The following is a 16,933-nucleotide window of genomic DNA, read 5'->3' as shown; positions in this document are numbered from 1 at the left end:
GGTCGGTGCCGGGGGAGCGCTCAGGGAGCCTCTTCCGCCTCGGCGTCCACTTCGGCCCGAATCTGCTCCGCGAGGTCCACCAACGATCCCTCACCTGGGACGAACCAGTTGAGAGTGCCCTGAACGTGCTGGTCCCTTCCCGAGGCCAAACGTCGCATCATCCGAGTGAGCCCGCTGGGAGAGTATGCATTACCGTCCACTGCCCAGACGAGCGGCGCCTTGGAGTCGTTCCGCCAAATAGCCCAGGCTCGGCGTTCGTCCTCGGCGAGCCACTCGTACATCTCACGGGCCTGTACTTTCTGCACCGGGCGGAATTCCAATTCCGTTCCCGGAGAGATGCGTTGGTGCTGGATGAGTAGGGGAACCGCGTTCCCATTGCTTGGCCTCACCAGGTTCCTGGCGTTCAGGGCAGGCGGTTGGGCAGTGGATTCCGTGCCCACACGGATACCTTTCACCAGGGACGGTGCCCGCTCTTCGTTGCGGAGCGTGGACAGCACCTGTGTATTGCGCCCATATACATTGATCGAATGTAGAAGCCAGCGCAGCACGGATTCGGTTCGCTCGACAGCCTCGTGGAATTCGGACGATCTTTCGAAGTCTGGGGCGTCGAGGGACCTGATGCTGAGTTGGCGGCCGATGACGTGGGTGATCAGCAGGTCGCCATAGGTTGCCGCTGCCAGGCCGCGTCCCTTCAGCCCCGGCTTGAGCTGGTCGAGACGATGCCGCACGGCGCGCAGCAACTGGACGCTGTGCCAGACCCGGTAGACGGTGATCGACTCGACGAACAGCCGGTCGTAGGTGCCTCGCTCCCAGAGATGGGCGATGTCGCGCTTGGCCTTCGCGGCCAGCGAGGCATCCGGATGCAGGGCGGCGAGGGCGGTGGCCGCCTCCTCGATGGTGCAGCCCTTGTCCTCGGGAGGGGGTGATGCTTCGCCCCGCTTGATCACATAGAGGAGGTGTAGGGAGAGTGAGAAGTCCTCGCGAAGCCGGAGCTGCGTCGCGTCGAGTGATTTGAAGTCGCGTTCCCTGATGGGATTTTGGGTATTGGTGCTGGTGGTGACGGCTTCGCCGAACCCTTCAGGGCAGTCCTCCAGGCAGATCAGCCGAACCAGCACCCGCCCCCGAGACGCGCTATCGGGATCCGCCGCACATGCCTTGTGGATGGCACTGACCGTTTGCGCCCCGTTGACCACGCTGGCGCCCCTGAGCTTGAAGGTGCCAAGCCGCCCTGCCTGGTCGGTCACGCCCGTCTTGTTGACGGTGTCGCAGAGCAGCGTGATTCCGTTGCTGAGGTACCAGAAGTGGTGGGGTTCCTGGACAAGGGTGTTCTTGATCTTGAGGTTGACGTCGCTGACATCGAGGGGATCGCGAATGTTTCTGGCAAAGAGACTGTCTTCGTGTCTCTCGTACCATGCCGCGATCTCGGGAACGGAAACGGTGCCGTAGTAGGCGTTGTAAGGGTCGGATTCCCGCCCGTAGTTCTGCAGTGTGACAGCCAGGTCGATGTTGGGGGCGCCAGCATCCCCGAGGATGGCACGTCGGAAGTCCCTGACGTCGAGGACCTTGTAGGTCACCATCTCATCGTCGCCGTAGTTCAGCCGCGCGAGCTTTCGCTTGAGGGACTTGACGACGTTGGGGTGCAGGGGATCGGCGGTCATCAGCGCGATGACCAGGACCACCTTGGGCGAACCGCTCTCGATCGCATTGACCACCGACGGCACATGGGGCTGGAACCGGTCCTCGAAGTCCTCGAAGTCGCAGTTCAGCACCAGGTCGAGACCGTCGAGCATCCGGCCCGCCTCTTTCTCCCCGAGGCCGGCGGTGCCCTTGTTGTGCCATTTGGCCTGTACGAGCGAGATCCGCGCGTGCTTCTCGCCGGGCTCCACGCCCACCGCGTCAAGACCCTGGTCCCGCATGCCGTCGAAAACGGCGTGCGCGGCTTCCTTGTCGCCGCATCCATGCTCGATCTGGATCGCCAACGCCGCGAGGGCACGACTCAGGAATGCCTGGTCCCGGTCCTCATCCGATGGCCACTGGCGGTCGCCCATGTCGATGTGAGCGCGGAACCGCTCCTCCAGCGCCTCTCGCACCTGCCTGATGTGCACCGGATTCACGGGCACTCCCTCCCCGGTATGACGGTTTGACCGTCCCGCCCTGTCATCTCCAGGAAGATATAACGTCGATACGAAGCGTGACAATTGAATGAAGCCCCTGCCCGGAGAGGCTGCTACTCGGCGAGCTCCCCCAGCCAGAGGCCGCGGCCCATCTCGTCCAGCTCGGCCTTGCGTTCCTGACACTCAGGGATGGCACGCCGCAGCAGGCGCCAGTAGTCCGGTCCGTGGCCCGCGACTCTCGCGTGTGCAAGTTCGTGGGCGATCACATAGTCGATGAGCGGTGGGGGTAGCTGGAACACCGCCCAGTGCAGGGCCATCCGACCCGCGTCGCCGGTGTCCACCCGCCGGTAGGTGCCCCAGTGGCGGCCGACGTCCCGGACGGCGAGCGTGGGTTCGGGGACGTCCATGCGACCGGCCCACGGCTGCATGTGGGTTCGCGCCCACCGAAGGCCGACGCGGGCGTACCAGTCGGCGACCGCGCGTTTGCGGGCCAGGGGCGTCGGCGCGGCCTCGGGATCCACCAGCAACTCGCCCGCGACCAGGCGCACCGTCGCCCCCTCCGGATCGACCCCGCCAGCCAGCCGCAGCCGGTAGTCCCGGGCGAGATAGCGGAAGGTCTCGCCCTCGGCCATGCGGCGGACGGCGTTGCGGGGTGCCCGCCGCCGCTGGAGGTCGCTCTTCTCCTCCAGCCAGCCGTGACTCTGCCGGACGAACTCCGCCGCGCGCTCGGAGTCGCACCGCGCCGGGACGTGCAGGATCAGCGAACCGTCACGGTCCACCGTCAGGCCGAGCCGCTTGCGCCGCCCGCTGACCCGCACGGTGAAGGCGCGGCCGTCCAGGCTCAGGCGATCGCCGTCGCGGAGGACGGGCTGATCGGGGGCCACCGAGGAGCGTGAGCACATATCGGGCAATCTAGCGGCTGCCACTGTCAGCGGTCGCTGGCCTGGCGATAGCGAGCCTGGTATGCCTGGACGTGACCCGTGAGGGACCGGGCGATGACCTCGGCGGCGGCGCGGTCGCGAGGCTTCCCGGCCTTCTGGAGTGCCTTCCGTAGCACGAGCAGGATTCGGTTCTGCAGCCGCTGAAGGTGCTCCTCCCGGTCGTCCCACGAGGCCAGACCGACCTCCGCCGTGATCGTCTCGCAGAGCTGGTGCGTCAGGTCGCGCAGCAGCTCCGGCTCGATCGTCCCGAACGGGCTGTCCTCGGCGTTGAGATGGGCATGAAGCTGGGAGTGGAGCAGCTTCTCGGCCGGCGAGAGCGCGGCGACCAGGGGATCGTCCTCCTTCTGTCGCCGCGCCTCTTCAAGCAGCGGGCCAAGGCGCTTGTTGATCTCCTCCCACCGTCCGTCGAACTCGCGGAGCACCTCATCAAGCGACTCGGACAGCTTCTTGTACACCAGCGGACGCTCCGCCTTCTCCCGCTGCTCCAAGTGGTACCGCAAGCCGTGCACCTGCTCTGCGACGGCCAGTTCCACGTCGGATTGCGCGATGGTCTCCACGGCCTGGTCGAAGTGCGGGTCGGTGATGGGGACGGGTGCGATCTCCTGCCGGATCTCGGGGAGTTCCAGGTGGTCGGCGATCAGGGCCCGCACCTTGCGCCCGTAGGAACGAAGCGAGAAGAGGCCGCCCGGCGCGTCCCGGTAGAGAGAGCGTGCCCGCTTCTGAAGGAGTACCCAGCGCTGGGCGTCCCCCACGTGCCGCAGGGCCTCCTCGTGGGGCAGGACCCGGTCCAGGGCGTCGGTGAACGCGCCCAACAGGTCATCGAAGGCGGCCCGTTGCGCCGGATCACGCAGGCCCTTCACGGCTCGGTCGCGGCCGCGCGGTTCGTCGAGACCCTGGGCGATGCCCAACTCGGCAAGGAAAGCGGAGAGTTCCTCGGCCGCCCGCCGCAGGCCGGGGATCTCCTCGGTCAGTGGGCGCATACCGTCCAGCGGCGTCGCGTCGTTGTCCGCCTCGTCGCGGTAGGCGGCGAGCGTCACGGTGAGGTTGGCCAGCACCCCGTAGTAGTCGACGACGAGGCCGTGGTCCTTCAACGGAGCAGGACGGTTGACCCGGGCCACGGCCTGGAGGAGTTCGGCGTCCTGGATCGGGCGGTCGAGATAGAGGACCTGTTCGATCGGCGCGTCGAAGCCGGTGAGCAGCATCGACTTGACGATGAGGAACGCGATGATCGGCTCGCCGGCCGGCGGGGCGCCGGCTGCTGGCTCGTCGCTCCACGGGTTGAGCCCCACCCGACCCATCGGCAGCGGGTCCCGCTGGACGTGGCGCTCGACGTCCCACGGCCTGTCCGGTGGCAGCTGCGGAATCGGCCGGAGAAAGCGCGCGATGTGGTCGCGCTGCCGGTTCTCGTCCGTCCACTCCCGCCACCTGCCGGTCTTGCGCTCGCTGCCCTCGGAGATGACCGGCACGAAGTCGATGCGCCGCAGGATCTCCTGGAAGCGCCATGCTCCGAGCAGCAGCAGGTCGTCACGATCGTTGGTCCGTACGTAGTCCGCCGGGTCGACGCCGCGCAGCGACTCCGGATCGAAGTCACGCAGCCGGTCGAGCAGTTCCTCACGCGCGTCACGCAGCGCGTCCCGGTACATCACAGCGGCGCGGCGGCTGGTCGCCGCGACCTGCGCCTTGAAGCCGCCCGCGAGTGGACCAAGGACATAGTGCCGGAGCATGTCCGCGGCCTTGGCCCGGATCATCGACGCGGACTCCGCGACGTCCCGGGGTGTCACATTGCCGTAGCGCTTCCGCATCTCGTGCTGAAGATCGTCGGTGAGCGGGCTGATCAGGTCCGTGAACGTCTGATCCAACTCGTCGGCCTTGACCACCCGCGCCGGTCCGGTGCGGCCCTCGTACCTGATGGGCACGACGACCTTGTCCCGTTCGGCCTCGTCTAGTTTGTACGAGTCGATCGTGGGGCCGAACACCTTCGCCGTCCGCTTCTTGCGACCCTTCAGGATCGGCGTGCCGGTGAAGCCGATGCGGGCGGCGTTGGGCACGGCCTGCCGCAGGCAGGCGTGCAGCACCGAGGCGTGTGAACGGTGAGCCTCGTCGATCAGCACCAACACCCGGTCCGACTCGCTGCACAGGGCGAACACCCGCTGCCGGAGCGTTTCGGCGGTGCGCCGCTCGGCCTCCTCGTCCGAGTCCTCCGAGCGGGGCCGCTCGCCCGCCTCGACCTGACGGCGGCGCTCCTCAAGCTCCCCGTGGAGGTCGCGGTCGTCCCTGGACCCCTCGTCCAGGGCCAGGCCGGGCACGCGACCCAGGTACTTCTGGATCATCGCGAAGATCACCGCTCGCCCGCCGGGCTTGCCGGCGAAGCGCAGCATGCCCTCGACATCGGCCTGGGACGTGGCGACCCGCACCTCGCTCTCGCTGAGCCGCAGCGTCTCACTGAGCTGGTCCTGGAGTTGGGAGCGATCGGTGACGATCAGGAGGGTGAACTCGCGGACCTCCGGTTCGTCGTGCATGCGCAGCCGGCGGGCCAGGAAGGCCATGGTGAGGCTCTTGCCCGAGCCCTGGGTGTGCCAGATGAGGCCGCCGCGCTCGTCCTCGTCGGCGGCGGGGTCCAGTCGGGACCGGCCCGTCCGCAGCCGGGCGACGATCTTCTCCACGGCCCGGTACTGCTGGTGCCGGCAGACCACCTTGACCCGGGCGACGGTCCTGCCCTCGTCGTCCTTGACCGGCAGCTCGATCACATAGTGGCGGACGATGTTGAGCAGGTTGTCCGGCCTGAGCACGACGGCGATCAGCTTGTGCTGGTTGGTGACCTCGCCGCCGGCCGGCACGAGGTCGCGCTCGCGCAGCCACCGATAGAGGGCGTCGTCGTTCTTGTAGTCCGGCTCGACGCTGCGCCATGGCGCGTAGTGCTGTGCCCGCGCGTCGATGGTGCCGAGCACGGCCGCGTCGCCGCTGGCCGCGATCAGGAGCTGCGTGGTCGTGAACAACGACGGGATGCCGGGCGGGCGTTCGGCCTCGGCGCGGTCGTCGTCCTCGTCGGGGTGGCCGGCGTAGGCGCGCAGATCCTGGATGGCTTCGCCGAGCGGGTCCCTGAGGAGGGGGCTCTTGCACTCGACGACGGCGAGCGGGATGCCGTTCACGAAGAGCACCAGATCCGGGACGGCGGGCCGGCGACCGGCCGTCGCGACACGGAACTGGCTGACGACGAGGAAGTCGTTTCGTGAGGGCTCGCGCCAGTCGATGAAGTGGACCCGCTCGTTCTTGCCGTGCGGCCCCAGCCGATCCTCGCCGTGGATCAGCGGCTCGGTCGCGGCCAGGTTGAGGTCGTGCAGCCGATCGCTGCCGATGGCCTGGTCCATCAACCGCTCAACCCGGCCCGTCAGCGCGTCGACGTCGTCGTCAGCCAGCCAGGTGCCGGCCTGGCCGGGCAACACGTTGATCCGGCGCAGCGCGGCTGCCAACCGGCCGCTCAGCAGAGGACTTCCTGGCGCGCGGGTTCCGGCGGGGAGCTCGGACCCACGGACGTGCGTCCAGCCCATGGCGACAAGCTGGTTGATGAACGGCTGCTCCGCCTCGTCCCACTCCGCCATGCGCCGCGCACCCTCCCAGACGTCACCGGCCGGTCAACAGGCGAACCATTGTGCCGGGTCGGGTGCGGGATGGCGATGCCGAGTGTCTGGCACGGGGGTGGTGGTCAGGGGGTGCGGTCGCCGTAAGGAAGGAACTCACCGCTGTCCACGGTCCATGGGCCGACGGGGACGCGGTCCCCGAAACAGTAGTCGTGCCGGGCCCGATAGCGCGCGCCTTCCGGACCGGGGCCGGGGTCGCTGAGAACGGCGAGGGTAGCCTTGCGGGGGTCGATGAGGAGGTAGAGCGGAATGCCCATGGCCGGGTAGTCCGCCATCTTCCGCTCGTAGTCATTGTCTGGATTGCTGCGTGAGACCACCTCCGCCACGAGGAGGACGTCCACCGGATCGACGGAGTCGTCCTCTTCCTCCAGCACGCCTTCCGGGAGAACGACCAGGTCCGGGCGTCGCATGCGCTGTATGGCGGGCGACTCGATCTCGGGGCCGCTGTGCGCGACGTGGCCGGGGTGGCTGGCAGGCAGCTGGGCCTCCAGCTGCCGGCGTAGACGCAGCGTGATCAGCTCATGCCGCTTGACCGGGCTCACCATCAGGGTGATGCCTGCTTCGTCGATCTCCACGGCCCAGATGGGTGGCTCGGTGGGAAGCTCGCTGGCGATGGCACGCAGGCGCTCATAGAACTTGGCGTCCATCGGAGCTCCCTTCGACTTGGGGCCGGCCCCTTGGCGTAAGCCGGCTACCGCCCACGCACCTCGGCGAGGAACGCACCCCAGGCCGCGGGATGGAGGTGGAGCTGCGGGCCGGTGGGGCTCTTGGAGTCGCGGATGTCGATGCCGGTCGCCGTGTGGCGGGCCTCGACGCATCCGCCGTTCTGCTGGCTGTGGCTGCTCTTGAACCAGCGGCTTGGAAGGGTGGGCACGGCGACTTCCTTGTCTTAGACCTGGGCGAGTTCGTCAGCGATGCGCAGGATCAACGCCTCCGAGTCGAGTGGACTGAGCGCCGAGGCCAGCACGTGCTTGAAGGCGGTGTCGTAGTACTCGGTGTCGTCGGCGCTTTCCAGGTATGCCTGGCTGGTGAACTGCTCAAGAACCACGACCTCGAGCTGCACCGGGGCGGGGAAGCTGTAGAGCGTGAACGGCAGGATCCCTCCCATGAGCGCTCCCGCAGTGAAGGGTAGTACCTGGACAGTGACGTGAGGAAGTTGCGCCACTTCGGCAAGGTGACGCAGCTGCTCTACGAGGACTTGGCGCCCACCGATCTGCTGACGCAACGCGCCCTCGCCCATGACCATCCACAGGTTCAGGGGCGGGGAGTCCGTGCGATGAAGGGCCTGCTGTCGCTTCATCCTGACGCGTAGCCTGGTTTGCCGCTCATCGCTGAGTGGCCCGGTGGCGGCACCCTGGATGATGGCTGCGGCGTAGCTCTCAGTCTGGAGCAGACCGTGGATCACGGTGGGCTCGAAGCCGCGGCAGGAGGCTACCTCCTCCTCCAGGCCCACCAACTCCAGGAAATTACCGGGCAGTTTGTCTTCCAGGGAACGCCACCAACGCTGGCGACGACTCTCCCGGGCCAGGGCGAGCCAACCCTCCCGTGCCGCCTCGTCGGTCACCCCGTAAAGGTCGAGCAGGACACGCAGATCAAGCTGCCTGATGCCGCTGCGGCCCGACTCGATGCGGCTGACCTTCGCCGGGTGGCAGCCCAACTCTTTGGCCGCGTCCTCCAGGTAGAGCCCCTTCTCCTCGCGTAGCCGGCGCAGATTCGTACCCAGCACTCGCCGACGGACGGTGGTCTTCAGTTCGGACATCCCCATCCCTTCCCTCCGCTTCGGGTGCATGTTGTCACAGGAGCGCTGCACGCCGCCATCGAATGTGCAATCGAAGTTGTTTCGCTTGCATTCTCGCTTGCGATGCGTCGATACTACGGCGTGTTAGGTGAGTGAAACGCATCGTGATCGAGATCTTCGTGCGACGAAAGGGGCTTCACATGGCCACGCCACTGCCCTCCCGGCCCGTCCTCCAGGAAGACCGCCTCAACTACACGCCCGTCCCCGGCAGCGTGAGCCTGGCCCGGCGTCGTGCGGCGCGGCTGGTGGGGGAGTGGGGGTATCCCGTCGTCGCGGGGGACGCGGCGCTCATCGTCAGTGAGCTGGCCAGCAACGCGCTGCTGCATGGCGGGGTTTCGGGACGGCTGTTCCGAGTGCACCTGATGCTGATGCCGTCCGCACTGCGCATCGAGGTCACCGATGCGCGCGGGGAGCGTTTGCCCTGCCCCAGGACTCCGGCGGACGACGAGAGTTGCGGCCGGGGTCTGTTGCTGATCGGCGCCCTTGCCTCGCGATGGGGGGTCGAGTCGCGGGTGGTCGGAAAGACGGTGTGGGCCGAGATCGACCTGGCGTGAGCCGGCCCGGGCGGACTACCCGAGGCTGCGTACCGACACCCGCCCAGTGAGCAGGTCGTCGGCTAGGCCCTGCTTCAACAAGCGCAACTTGGACAGCTCTTCGTGCTCGGCCCGTAGGCGCGTATCCACGGTCTCCAGACGTCCGAGAAACGTCCCTTGTTCTTCCACGCCTAGCGCTGGGAACGGGCAAGAGTCGACATCTTGTTGTCCGATGCTCGCCTGTGATACAGCACTCTTTGCGTGCTGAAGGAAGTGTCGACGGGCCGCACTGCTCATCAGCCAAGCCTCCGCGAACTTTGGTGCGGCCTGGCTGTGGTCAAGCTTGCATCGCATGTTGTTGGACTCGAAGACCGTGGGTTCACTAATGCGTGAGACGCACGTCGCTTTTCCCACCAGCTCAAGCGAGTTGACCCGATTAATGATGAGGTCGCCTACGGACAGGCCGTATCGTTGGATCTCGTCGTCTGTCGTGGATACGCGCAACAGTCCCTGAGAGAAGTCTGACGGGCCTCCGGTGAAGCTGCTGATGCGAACGATGGGCGTGCCGCTGATTCCGTATGCGGATGCCGGCTTGTAGAGGCCATTCTGCGGGCCTTTGAGGATTACTGACTTCAGGCGGACGAGGCTTGTCCTCGTCAGCTCTTCGATAGTGGCATGCCTGATCGTTTTCATTTTTTCCATCGACGCCGCAGTCGTTTGTTCGGACTCAATCAAGGAACTGAGTGCTTCGACGATGCGGCGCTGGTCATCCAGGGGTGGGAGCGGGAAGGCGAGGGCTGCGAACCTGCTCCCTCCTAGGTGAGAAATGCTGGTCTTCTCTGCTGTGCGTGCGAAGACGCCGGTTCTGCGCCAGTGAGTGAAAACCAACTGTGCATACTCTGCAATTAGCTGAGGTCCTGGCCGGAAGCGGATCAACGTGTTCTGGAAGCAGTACCGCTCAGCAGGGCCGTCGTAGATCGCGCTTCGGCCGACCATGCTCAGGCTTTCCTGACCTTCGTTGAGCAGGATGTCGCCCGGCTTCAAAGCGTAAATAGTTCGCTCGGTTGGCGAAAAACCCATCGTCTTGACGTCGCTGTAATCAATCCGCCCCTCGAATACGTTGGCTACTCGAAGGTAAGGGAATTGCTCCTTGGAGGCGCGCGCAGAGGGAGACAGCTGCTTTCCCATGCGTACTTCGCCGACCTCGCCGACTTGGAAGGTCGGTGTCTCGGGCCTAGGCGACATACCCCAACTCCTTGAGGGAGACCTTCAGGGCCTTGTCGGCGGCATCCCGACGGCCTTCGATATCGCCGAGCGATACGGCGTACTTGTCCTCCCATGCGCGGTAAGCGGTGATCAGCCCTTCACGCCTTCGGGCGATATGCCCCTCCAGCGTAGCCGTCAGATCCTTGCGGAGGATGCTGAGGACGGCAGCGCGTTCCCTCTCGGTATCAAGGTCCTTGCGGATCCGAATCAGCCAGGGCTGGCTGTCCGGCAACAGGGACTCCTGCTCGCCCGCTGACGGGTGAGTGGGTGCGGTGAACGGATAGAAATCCTCCTCCAGTTGCTTCACCGCCGCGTTGGCCTTGGTGCGTTCGCGGAGGAGCGCCTTCAACTCGTCCTCGGAGAGCCGCTTGGCGTTCGAATCATCGTCGCCGTCTTCCTCCTCGGCGGTGGCCTCCTTGTACTTCGCGTCCACCGCCGCCTTGTGGGCGTCGGCGGCTGCGAGTTCCGTCAAGAAGTCGCCGGCGATCTCGGCGATTACCTTGTGGGCGTAAGCCTGCCGCCGCTCCGCGCCGCTGCGCTTCCTCGCGCCGCTGGTCTTCGGGTTGGGCTCTGGCTCCAGCATGGTCTTCACCATCTCGATCCAGCCGTCGATCACCTCGCTGAAGCCCTGGTTCGCCAACGCCCGCAGGTCATACCGCGAGTCCTGCCACCAGCCGACCACCGCGCCGTCCAACGCGTACCGGTCGAGCAGGCCAACCGACCCCAGATCCCGGCGGAAGGACTCCAGCAACTCCGTCCGCGCGCGCACCAGGTGGGAACGCCGTTCGCGTTCCAGGATCAGCGTCTTGGCCCGGTCGCCCTCGGCGTGCTCACGTTCGGCCTCGGCCGGGGCCAGTGCGATGATGACGCGTGACTCGGCCTCCCACCATTTGTCGAACGCCCGCAGCAGTTCGTCCTCACGAGGCTTGGCCAGCTCGGCCAGGCGCGCGGCATCCGGTCGCTGGTCCGGCGGTAGGAAGTCGAGGTAGTCAGGGGCGTTTTCCCGCTCGGTGAAGAGGTCGGAGACGCTCAGGCCGTAGGCGTCGAGGAGGTCCTTCTTCGCCTCCACCTCCGCGCGCGGAACGCCACCGACCAGGTGGGCGCGCACGTCCTGCGGTTCGGGGGGCGGGGTGTTGTCCACGTAGCGGCGGATGTTGAGGTTGTCCTCATTGCCCGCGAGCTCATCGCGGGGCACGACACGGGCGAATCCCGGAACGTCAGCGAAACCGTGGAAGGTGGACACGATCTTCTCGACGTGCTCGGGGAGCAGCACGTTCTGCGCCTGCTCCTTGTGGAACTCCCGGTCGGCGTTGATGAAGAGCACCTGACGTTCCCGTCCCGGTGCCTTCTTGCCCCTGGCCCGCAGTACCAGCACGCACGCCGGGATTCCGGTGCCGTAGAAGAGGTTGGGCGGCAGGCCGATGACCGCCTCGATCAGGTCGGCGTCGAGCAGTTTGGTGCGGATACGCTGCTCCTCGCTGCCTCGGAAGAGCACGCCGTGCGGCATCACGGTGAAGACCGATCCGCCCTTCTGCCACACCATGTCCAGCATGTGCTGGAGGAACATCAGGTCGGCCTTGCCCCGCTCTGACGTCTCCCCGTAAGGCATGCGTTCGCGGATGCTCTCGCCGATCCCTGCCTTGTCATAGTCGGCGGAGAAGGGCGGGTTGCTGAGTACGAGGTCATAGTCGCGCTTGGGGTGCTGGGGGTTGGTGAGGGTGTCGCCGACCTTGAGGTCAAAGCTCTTAGCTCGGTGGAACACCATGTTCATCGTGGCCATGACCGAGGAGCCGCTGTTGGCGTCCTGGCCGGCCAGGGCCAGGTCGGAGGGGTTCCCACCGTGCTCCTCCACGTACTCCATGGCGTGGATGAGCATGCCGCCCGAGCCGACGCAGGGGTCGTAGATCCGCTGCTTCTGCTCCGGCCTGGCCAGCTCCACCATCATCCGGACCACGGCACGCGGGGTGTAGAACTCGCCGCCCTTGCTGCCCGCCGAGTCCGCGAAGTGCTTGATCAGGTACTCGTAGGCGGCGCCGATCATGTCGGGGAACTCGAAGTTCTCGCCGCGCAGGTTGATCCGCGAGAAGTGGCTGATGAGCGCCTTGAGCCGGTTGTCGGCCAGCTTCGCCGAGGACACGCCGCTGCCGCCGATGCGGCTGAACTGGGCGTAGCTGAAGAACGGGGAGAGGTCGCCGTAGGTCTTGAACTCGCCAAGGGCGATGAGGGCCGGGTCGAGGTACTTCGAGGCTACGTCGTGCTCGGCGCTTGCGATGTGCGCCCAGCGGGCGGTCTTGGGAACGAACAGGACGTCGCGATCATCGTAGACCTCGGGTGCCTCAAGCTCCTCCGAGATGTCCTCCGGCGATTCACGGGCCGCCAGGAGCTCCTTCCGGATCTCCTCCCGCGCGGCGTCGAACTCGTCGTTGACCCGCTTGAGGAACAGCATCAGCAGGATGAAGTCGCGGTACTCGGCGGCGTCCATCGTGCCGCGCAGGATGTCGGCCGCCGCGAAGAGGTGGCGTTCGAGCTGTCCGAGCGTGAGCTTGGCCACGTGTTGCCGCTCCCTGTGTCCGTGCCGTGGGTGCAGCGTGACAGCTTACGCCGTGCCGAGCCCGGTCAGTAACGGTCGCGAAGGAGGCCCTGCTCCACGAACTCCCAGACGTCGGTGTACGGGTCCCACTTGTTGGGGTCGTGCTGGTCCTGGTGCCGCGCGTTGAGCCGTTGCGCGTGGGCACGGGCCTCCTTGTAACGGCCCTCCAACTGGCCGGGCTTGACGTGCTTGGACTGGTCCTTGGAGACGTGCTTGATTCGGGGGCCATAGGTCTGGGCAAAGCCGGGCTGGGTCCGGAGCCGGTCGTTGGCGTCGTCGCACACGCCACCGAAGGTGCTGGTGTAATTCTGGTAGTGCAGCAGCCGCCACAGCTCGAAGCAGGGGTGGGAGTAGGCGATGTTGATGCCGTTCGCCCTGGCCTTCTGGAAGGCATCCGGGATCTGCTCGTGCCGGTCGCGGTCGAAGAGGCACCACACCTGGGGCCACGCCCAGTGGTCCTTGGTCAGGCCGGACTTGGTGGCGGTGCGGGTCACCTCCCGGACGGTGGGGATCGCGGCGTTGACCAGTCGGATGGGCTTGCGGTCCTTGGGCGCGAAGGTCGAGCTCATGATGCGGTGGGTGACGGGCTTCGCGGGATCGAGCGGGGTGCCGAGCTCCATGACGAGGTCGATGTACTGCGCCTCGGTGACCTCGCCCTCGGCGAAGACATAGACCACCCGCTTCCGGCTGGTGTCCCGGACCGACCGCTGATGCTTCGGCCGCCCAGGATCGTCGCCGCCCCTTCTCCGCCCCATCAGGAGTGTTCCGCCTCCATCGTCTCGGCCATCAACAGCGCGCGTCCCACCTGTCCCTCGGACACCCGGGGTACCCCGCCGAAGACCCCGGCCAGGTAGGAGGCCATCAGATCCTCCTCCTCCGGGGGCTCGAAGCCCGAGAGCGGGAAGAGGCTGGTGGCGCCTCGTTTGTCCTTCTCCGTCAGCCACACCTGGCCCGGGGCCAGCAGCCGCCCGCCGCCCGGTTCCTGGAGCAGGGAGGGGTCGTGGGCGGTGAAGACGAGCTGTGCGTTGTGCGGATTCACCTGGCGGCTGTGGAAGAGCCGAACCACCTCGGCTGCCATCCGGGGGTGCAGGCTGGAGTCGAGTTCGTCGATGAGGAGGACCGCGCCCTGCTCCAGGGCCAGCAGGGCCGGGCCGAGCAGCGCGAACCAGGAGCGGGTACCGAAGGACTCCTTCTCCCAGTCGAAGACTGCCGGATCGGACTCCGCGTCCGCGGCCGCGTGGCGCAGGCGGATGACCGGCGGCTTTCCGGCGCGCTGTTCGATCTCGGCGCCCGAGATGCCGAGGTCCGCGACCTGGAGCAGCTCCTCGATGCGGCGCCGGGTGGCGTCGTCGCCCGCGAGGCGCCGTGCCGTGAACGCTTCGCGTTGCGGGCGCTCGGCTTCCGGGGTGATGTCCCACAGGTTGTCCTGGAACCACTGGTAGATCCGGGTCAGATCAGGGTGGTTGTCCATCGCGGCTCGGGACAGCAGCAGGGCGTTGGCCCGGGTGGTGCGGGCCAGCCTGGCGCGGTCCTTGATGTGGTCGCCTGGGAAGCGGAAGGCCTCGGCCCGGGTGGCGTCGCGGTCCAGCCACTCCTGGCGGCGGCCTCGGGGGTAGGAGTGGAGCCACTCCCCCTCCACCCGGGTGTCGCTGAGCTCGAAGCCATAGGTCCAGCGGACGCCGTCTCCCAGCACGAAGTCGACTTCGAAGAAGGAACTCTCGGCCCTGGCCGACCGGTCAAGCGCGAAGGGGTCACGGGGGAGGCTCTTGAACGAGGTCCACTCGGTGTACGAGCTGAGCACCGTCTCACGCATCCGCTTGAGGGCGGTGATGACGTTGGACTTGCCCGATGCGTTGGGGCCGAAGATGCCCGCGGTGGGGTAGAAGGAGAGCGCCCGGCCGTCGGAGAGAAGCGTCTCGCGGGCCGCGTGTCCCTCCTCGTTCTCGGGGACCGCGAGGGACAGCTCCTGCTCGTCACGCAGTGACCGCACGTTGGCCACGCGGAACCTCAGCAGCATGCTGTCCTCCTTCCCGCGCACAGCGTAACCGGGAGGAGAATGAGCGCGCACCCGGGGACGGCCGCTCAGACCAGGCGACGGGCGGTGGCCCAGCGGGTCAGCTCGTGGCGGTTGGAGAGCTGGAGCTTCCGCAGCACCGCCGAGACGTGGCTCTCGACCGTCTTCACCGAGATGAACAGCTCCTTGCCGACCTCCTTGTACGCGTAGCCGCGGGCGATCAGCCGCAGCACCTCGCGTTCGCGCTGGGTCAGCCGGTCCAGGTCCTCGTCGACCGGGGTCGCGTCGGACGAGGCGAAGGCGTCGAGCACGAAGCCGGCCAGCCGCGGGGAGAAGACCGCGTCGCCGTCGGAGACCCGGAAGATCGCGTCGACCAGGTCGGTGCCCGTGATGGTCTTGGTGACGTAGCCGCGCGCGCCGCCGCGGATCACGCCGATGACGTCCTCCGCCGCGTCGGAGACCGACAGGGCGAGGAAGCGCACCGTGCGCTCGGCCGCGGAGGTCAGGGAGGCGCAGCGGCGCAGCACCTCGACCCCGCCGCCGCCCGGCAGGTGCACGTCGAGGAGGACCACGTCCGGCCTGGTCGCCTTGATCACGGTGGCGGCCTGGTCGACGTCACCCGCCTCGCCCACCACCTCGACGCCGGTCGTCTCCGTCTCGCCGATCTCGGCGCGCACCCCGGCGCGGAACATCCGGTGGTCGTCGACCAAGACCACCCGGGCATGTCGCTCTGCTGTCATTCCGTTCGCTCCATCGTCAGCTCCACCTCCGTGCCCTCGCCCGGAGTCGACCGGACCCGTGCCGTGCCGCCGTGCCTTCGCATCCGGCCGATGATGGACTCGCGCACGCCCATCCGGTCCGCCGGCACCGCGTCCGGGTCGAAGCCCGGGCCGCGGTCGCGGACCGACACGAAGACCGTGCGCCCCTCCACCTCGGCGAAGACCCGCACCGGGCCGCCCTCGCCACCGTACTTGGCGGCGTTCACCATCGCCTCACGGGCCGCCTGGAGCTGGGCGCCGAGCGCCTCGTCCACCGGGCAGTCGCCCACGCACACCACCTCGATCGGCACCCCGTGGTGGTCCTCCACCTCGGCCACCGTGGCGCGGACGGCCTCGGCGAAGGTGCGCGGCTCCTCGTCCTCGGCGTCGGCCGCCGGGGACGAGGGCTCGGCGGACTTGTAGAGCCAGGCCCGCAGCTCCCGCTCCTGGGCGCGGGCCAGCCTGGCCACCTCGCGGGAGTTCTCCGCGTTCCGCTGGATCAGCGTGAGGGTGTGCAGCACCGAGTCGTGGACGTGCGCGGCGACCTCGGCCCGCTCCTGGGCCCTGATCCGCATCGTCCGCTCCTCGGACAACTCCTGTACCACCCGCACCAGATAGGGGCCGAGCAGCAGCGCGATGCCCACCACCACCGCGACCGACGCCTGCGCCGCCACGCTCAGGCTCTCCGCCGATCCCGGGCCGACGCCGACGACGAACACCACGATGCCGCTGATCACCAGCGTGGCGCCGGCCGCGCCGCGCACCAGCGGCCACCAGCGGCTCCGCTTGGTGGCGGCCGCCCAGCGCGCCCGGCTCGCGTTGTCCGCCTGCCGCCACACCACGGCGGCGCCGGTGCCGATGATCAGCAGCGGCCACAGGTAGGCGCCCGTGATCGGCACCTGGATGTTCGCGCCGAGCACCGAGAGCGCGCACACCATCCCCAGGAACGCGGCCAGCTGCCGCTTGTCGGGACGGTGCGGGCGGTGCAGCCTGGCCAGCTTCCAGTGCCTGCGGCGCGGCGGCGCGGCCGCCTCCTGCCGCTCGGGCACGCCGAGCGGCACCACGAACCAGAACACGGCATAGAGCACCACGCCGAGGCCGTTCGCCCAGGCCAGCACGAAGAACGCCAGCCGCACCCAGGACGCCGGCAGCCCCACGTGGCCCGCCAGGCCACGGGCGACCTCCGCGAGCCAGCGGCCGGCCGCGCTGTGGTACAGCTTGCGCAGCGGCGGCTCCTCGGGCGCCGGGCCGCCGGCGGCCAGCCGGGCGGCCGGCGCCACG

At 67.7% G+C, this 16,933-nt stretch carries 13 protein-coding genes; 1 reads left to right on the top strand and 12 read right to left on the bottom strand.

The genetic code is table 11. From position 1 onward, the window contains the following. Positions 1–20: 20 nt before the first annotated feature. From ACYVPE_RS32450 to ACYVPE_RS32425, 6 genes are all read right to left on the bottom strand, one after another. Positions 21–2,114 (bottom strand): AIPR family protein, encoded by a 2,094-nt coding sequence (locus ACYVPE_RS32450; RefSeq protein WP_461037363.1) that lies wholly within the window; start codon positions 2,112–2,114, stop codon positions 21–23. Between the two features lie 113 nt (positions 2,115–2,227). After that, positions 2,228–3,016 carry a M48 family metallopeptidase gene (locus tag ACYVPE_RS32445; RefSeq protein WP_461037362.1) on the bottom strand — a complete coding sequence of 263 codons (789 nt, stop codon included), beginning with the start codon at positions 3,014–3,016 and terminating at the stop codon, positions 2,228–2,230. 26 nt (positions 3,017–3,042) lie between these two features. Continuing rightward, the gene (locus ACYVPE_RS32440) at positions 3,043–6,654 is read right to left on the bottom strand and encodes a type I restriction endonuclease subunit R (protein ID WP_461037361.1); all 3,612 of its coding nucleotides are present in this window, start codon (positions 6,652–6,654) and stop codon (positions 3,043–3,045) included. Between the two features lie 104 nt (positions 6,655–6,758). Beyond that, positions 6,759–7,340 (bottom strand): Uma2 family endonuclease, encoded by a 582-nt coding sequence (locus tag ACYVPE_RS32435; protein WP_461037360.1) that lies wholly within the window; start codon positions 7,338–7,340, stop codon positions 6,759–6,761. 44 nt (positions 7,341–7,384) lie between these two features. After that, positions 7,385–7,567 (bottom strand): DUF397 domain-containing protein, encoded by a 183-nt coding sequence (locus tag ACYVPE_RS32430; RefSeq protein WP_461037359.1) that lies wholly within the window; start codon positions 7,565–7,567, stop codon positions 7,385–7,387. A gap of 15 nt (positions 7,568–7,582) precedes the next feature. Beyond that, on the bottom strand, positions 7,583–8,452 hold the full coding sequence (locus ACYVPE_RS32425; RefSeq protein ID WP_461037358.1) for a helix-turn-helix domain-containing protein: 870 nt from the start codon (positions 8,450–8,452) through the stop codon (positions 7,583–7,585). 143 nt (positions 8,453–8,595) lie between these two features. Here ACYVPE_RS32425 and ACYVPE_RS32420 point away from each other — a divergent pair, with 143 nt between their 5' ends. Then, positions 8,596–9,045, top strand: a complete 450-nt coding sequence (locus ACYVPE_RS32420) for an ATP-binding protein (RefSeq protein ID WP_461037357.1) — start codon at positions 8,596–8,598, stop codon at positions 9,043–9,045. A gap of 15 nt (positions 9,046–9,060) precedes the next feature. Here the strand turns inward: ACYVPE_RS32420 and ACYVPE_RS32415 are convergent, their stop codons facing one another. The 6 genes from ACYVPE_RS32415 to ACYVPE_RS32390 form a co-directional block, all read right to left on the bottom strand. Next, positions 9,061–10,269: a restriction endonuclease subunit S gene (locus ACYVPE_RS32415; protein ID WP_461037356.1), complete on the bottom strand. Its 1,209-nt coding sequence runs from the start codon at positions 10,267–10,269 to the stop codon at positions 9,061–9,063. Then, positions 10,259–12,841 carry a type I restriction-modification system subunit M gene (locus ACYVPE_RS32410; RefSeq protein ID WP_461037355.1) on the bottom strand — a complete coding sequence of 861 codons (2,583 nt, stop codon included), beginning with the start codon at positions 12,839–12,841 and terminating at the stop codon, positions 10,259–10,261. Before ACYVPE_RS32410 ends, ACYVPE_RS32415 begins: the two co-directional genes overlap by 11 nt. Before the next feature lie 65 nt (positions 12,842–12,906). Beyond that, positions 12,907–13,635, bottom strand: a complete 729-nt coding sequence (locus ACYVPE_RS32405; protein ID WP_461037354.1) for an RloB family protein — start codon at positions 13,633–13,635, stop codon at positions 12,907–12,909. After that, a complete protein-coding gene (locus tag ACYVPE_RS32400) occupies positions 13,635–14,897 on the bottom strand; it encodes an AAA family ATPase (protein WP_461037353.1) in 1,263 nt (420 codons plus the stop codon). Before ACYVPE_RS32400 ends, ACYVPE_RS32405 begins: the two co-directional genes overlap by 1 nt. A 65-nt stretch (positions 14,898–14,962) precedes the next feature. Further along, the gene (locus ACYVPE_RS32395; RefSeq protein WP_461037352.1) at positions 14,963–15,634 is read right to left on the bottom strand and encodes a LuxR C-terminal-related transcriptional regulator; all 672 of its coding nucleotides are present in this window, start codon (positions 15,632–15,634) and stop codon (positions 14,963–14,965) included. Continuing rightward, entirely contained in the window at positions 15,631–16,932 is a 1,302-nt protein-coding gene (locus tag ACYVPE_RS32390) for a PspC domain-containing protein (protein WP_461037351.1), read from the bottom strand. Before ACYVPE_RS32390 ends, ACYVPE_RS32395 begins: the two co-directional genes overlap by 4 nt. Between the last annotated feature and the right edge of the window lies 1 nt (position 16,933).

This window comes from Streptomyces mayteni (genome assembly GCF_054783955.1).
Note: the sequence above shows the minus strand (reverse complement) of the source record. Positions and strands in the feature narration are given on the sequence as shown.

Coding starts and splice junctions, on each gene's coding strand:
- ACYVPE_RS32395 (WP_461037352.1), bottom strand. CDS start 15,634: ATGACAGCAGAGCGACATGCCCGGGTGGTCTTGGTCGACGACCACCGG.
- ACYVPE_RS32440 (WP_461037361.1), bottom strand. CDS start 6,654: ATGGCGGAGTGGGACGAGGCGGAGCAGCCGTTCATCAACCAGCTTGTC.
- ACYVPE_RS32435 (WP_461037360.1), bottom strand. CDS start 7,340: ATGGACGCCAAGTTCTATGAGCGCCTGCGTGCCATCGCCAGCGAGCTT.
- ACYVPE_RS32400 (WP_461037353.1), bottom strand. CDS start 14,897: ATGCTGCTGAGGTTCCGCGTGGCCAACGTGCGGTCACTGCGTGACGAG.
- ACYVPE_RS32415 (WP_461037356.1), bottom strand. CDS start 10,269: ATGTCGCCTAGGCCCGAGACACCGACCTTCCAAGTCGGCGAGGTCGGC.
- ACYVPE_RS32425 (WP_461037358.1), bottom strand. CDS start 8,452: ATGTCCGAACTGAAGACCACCGTCCGTCGGCGAGTGCTGGGTACGAAT.
- ACYVPE_RS32445 (WP_461037362.1), bottom strand. CDS start 3,016: ATGTGCTCACGCTCCTCGGTGGCCCCCGATCAGCCCGTCCTCCGCGAC.
- ACYVPE_RS32405 (WP_461037354.1), bottom strand. CDS start 13,635: ATGGGGCGGAGAAGGGGCGGCGACGATCCTGGGCGGCCGAAGCATCAG.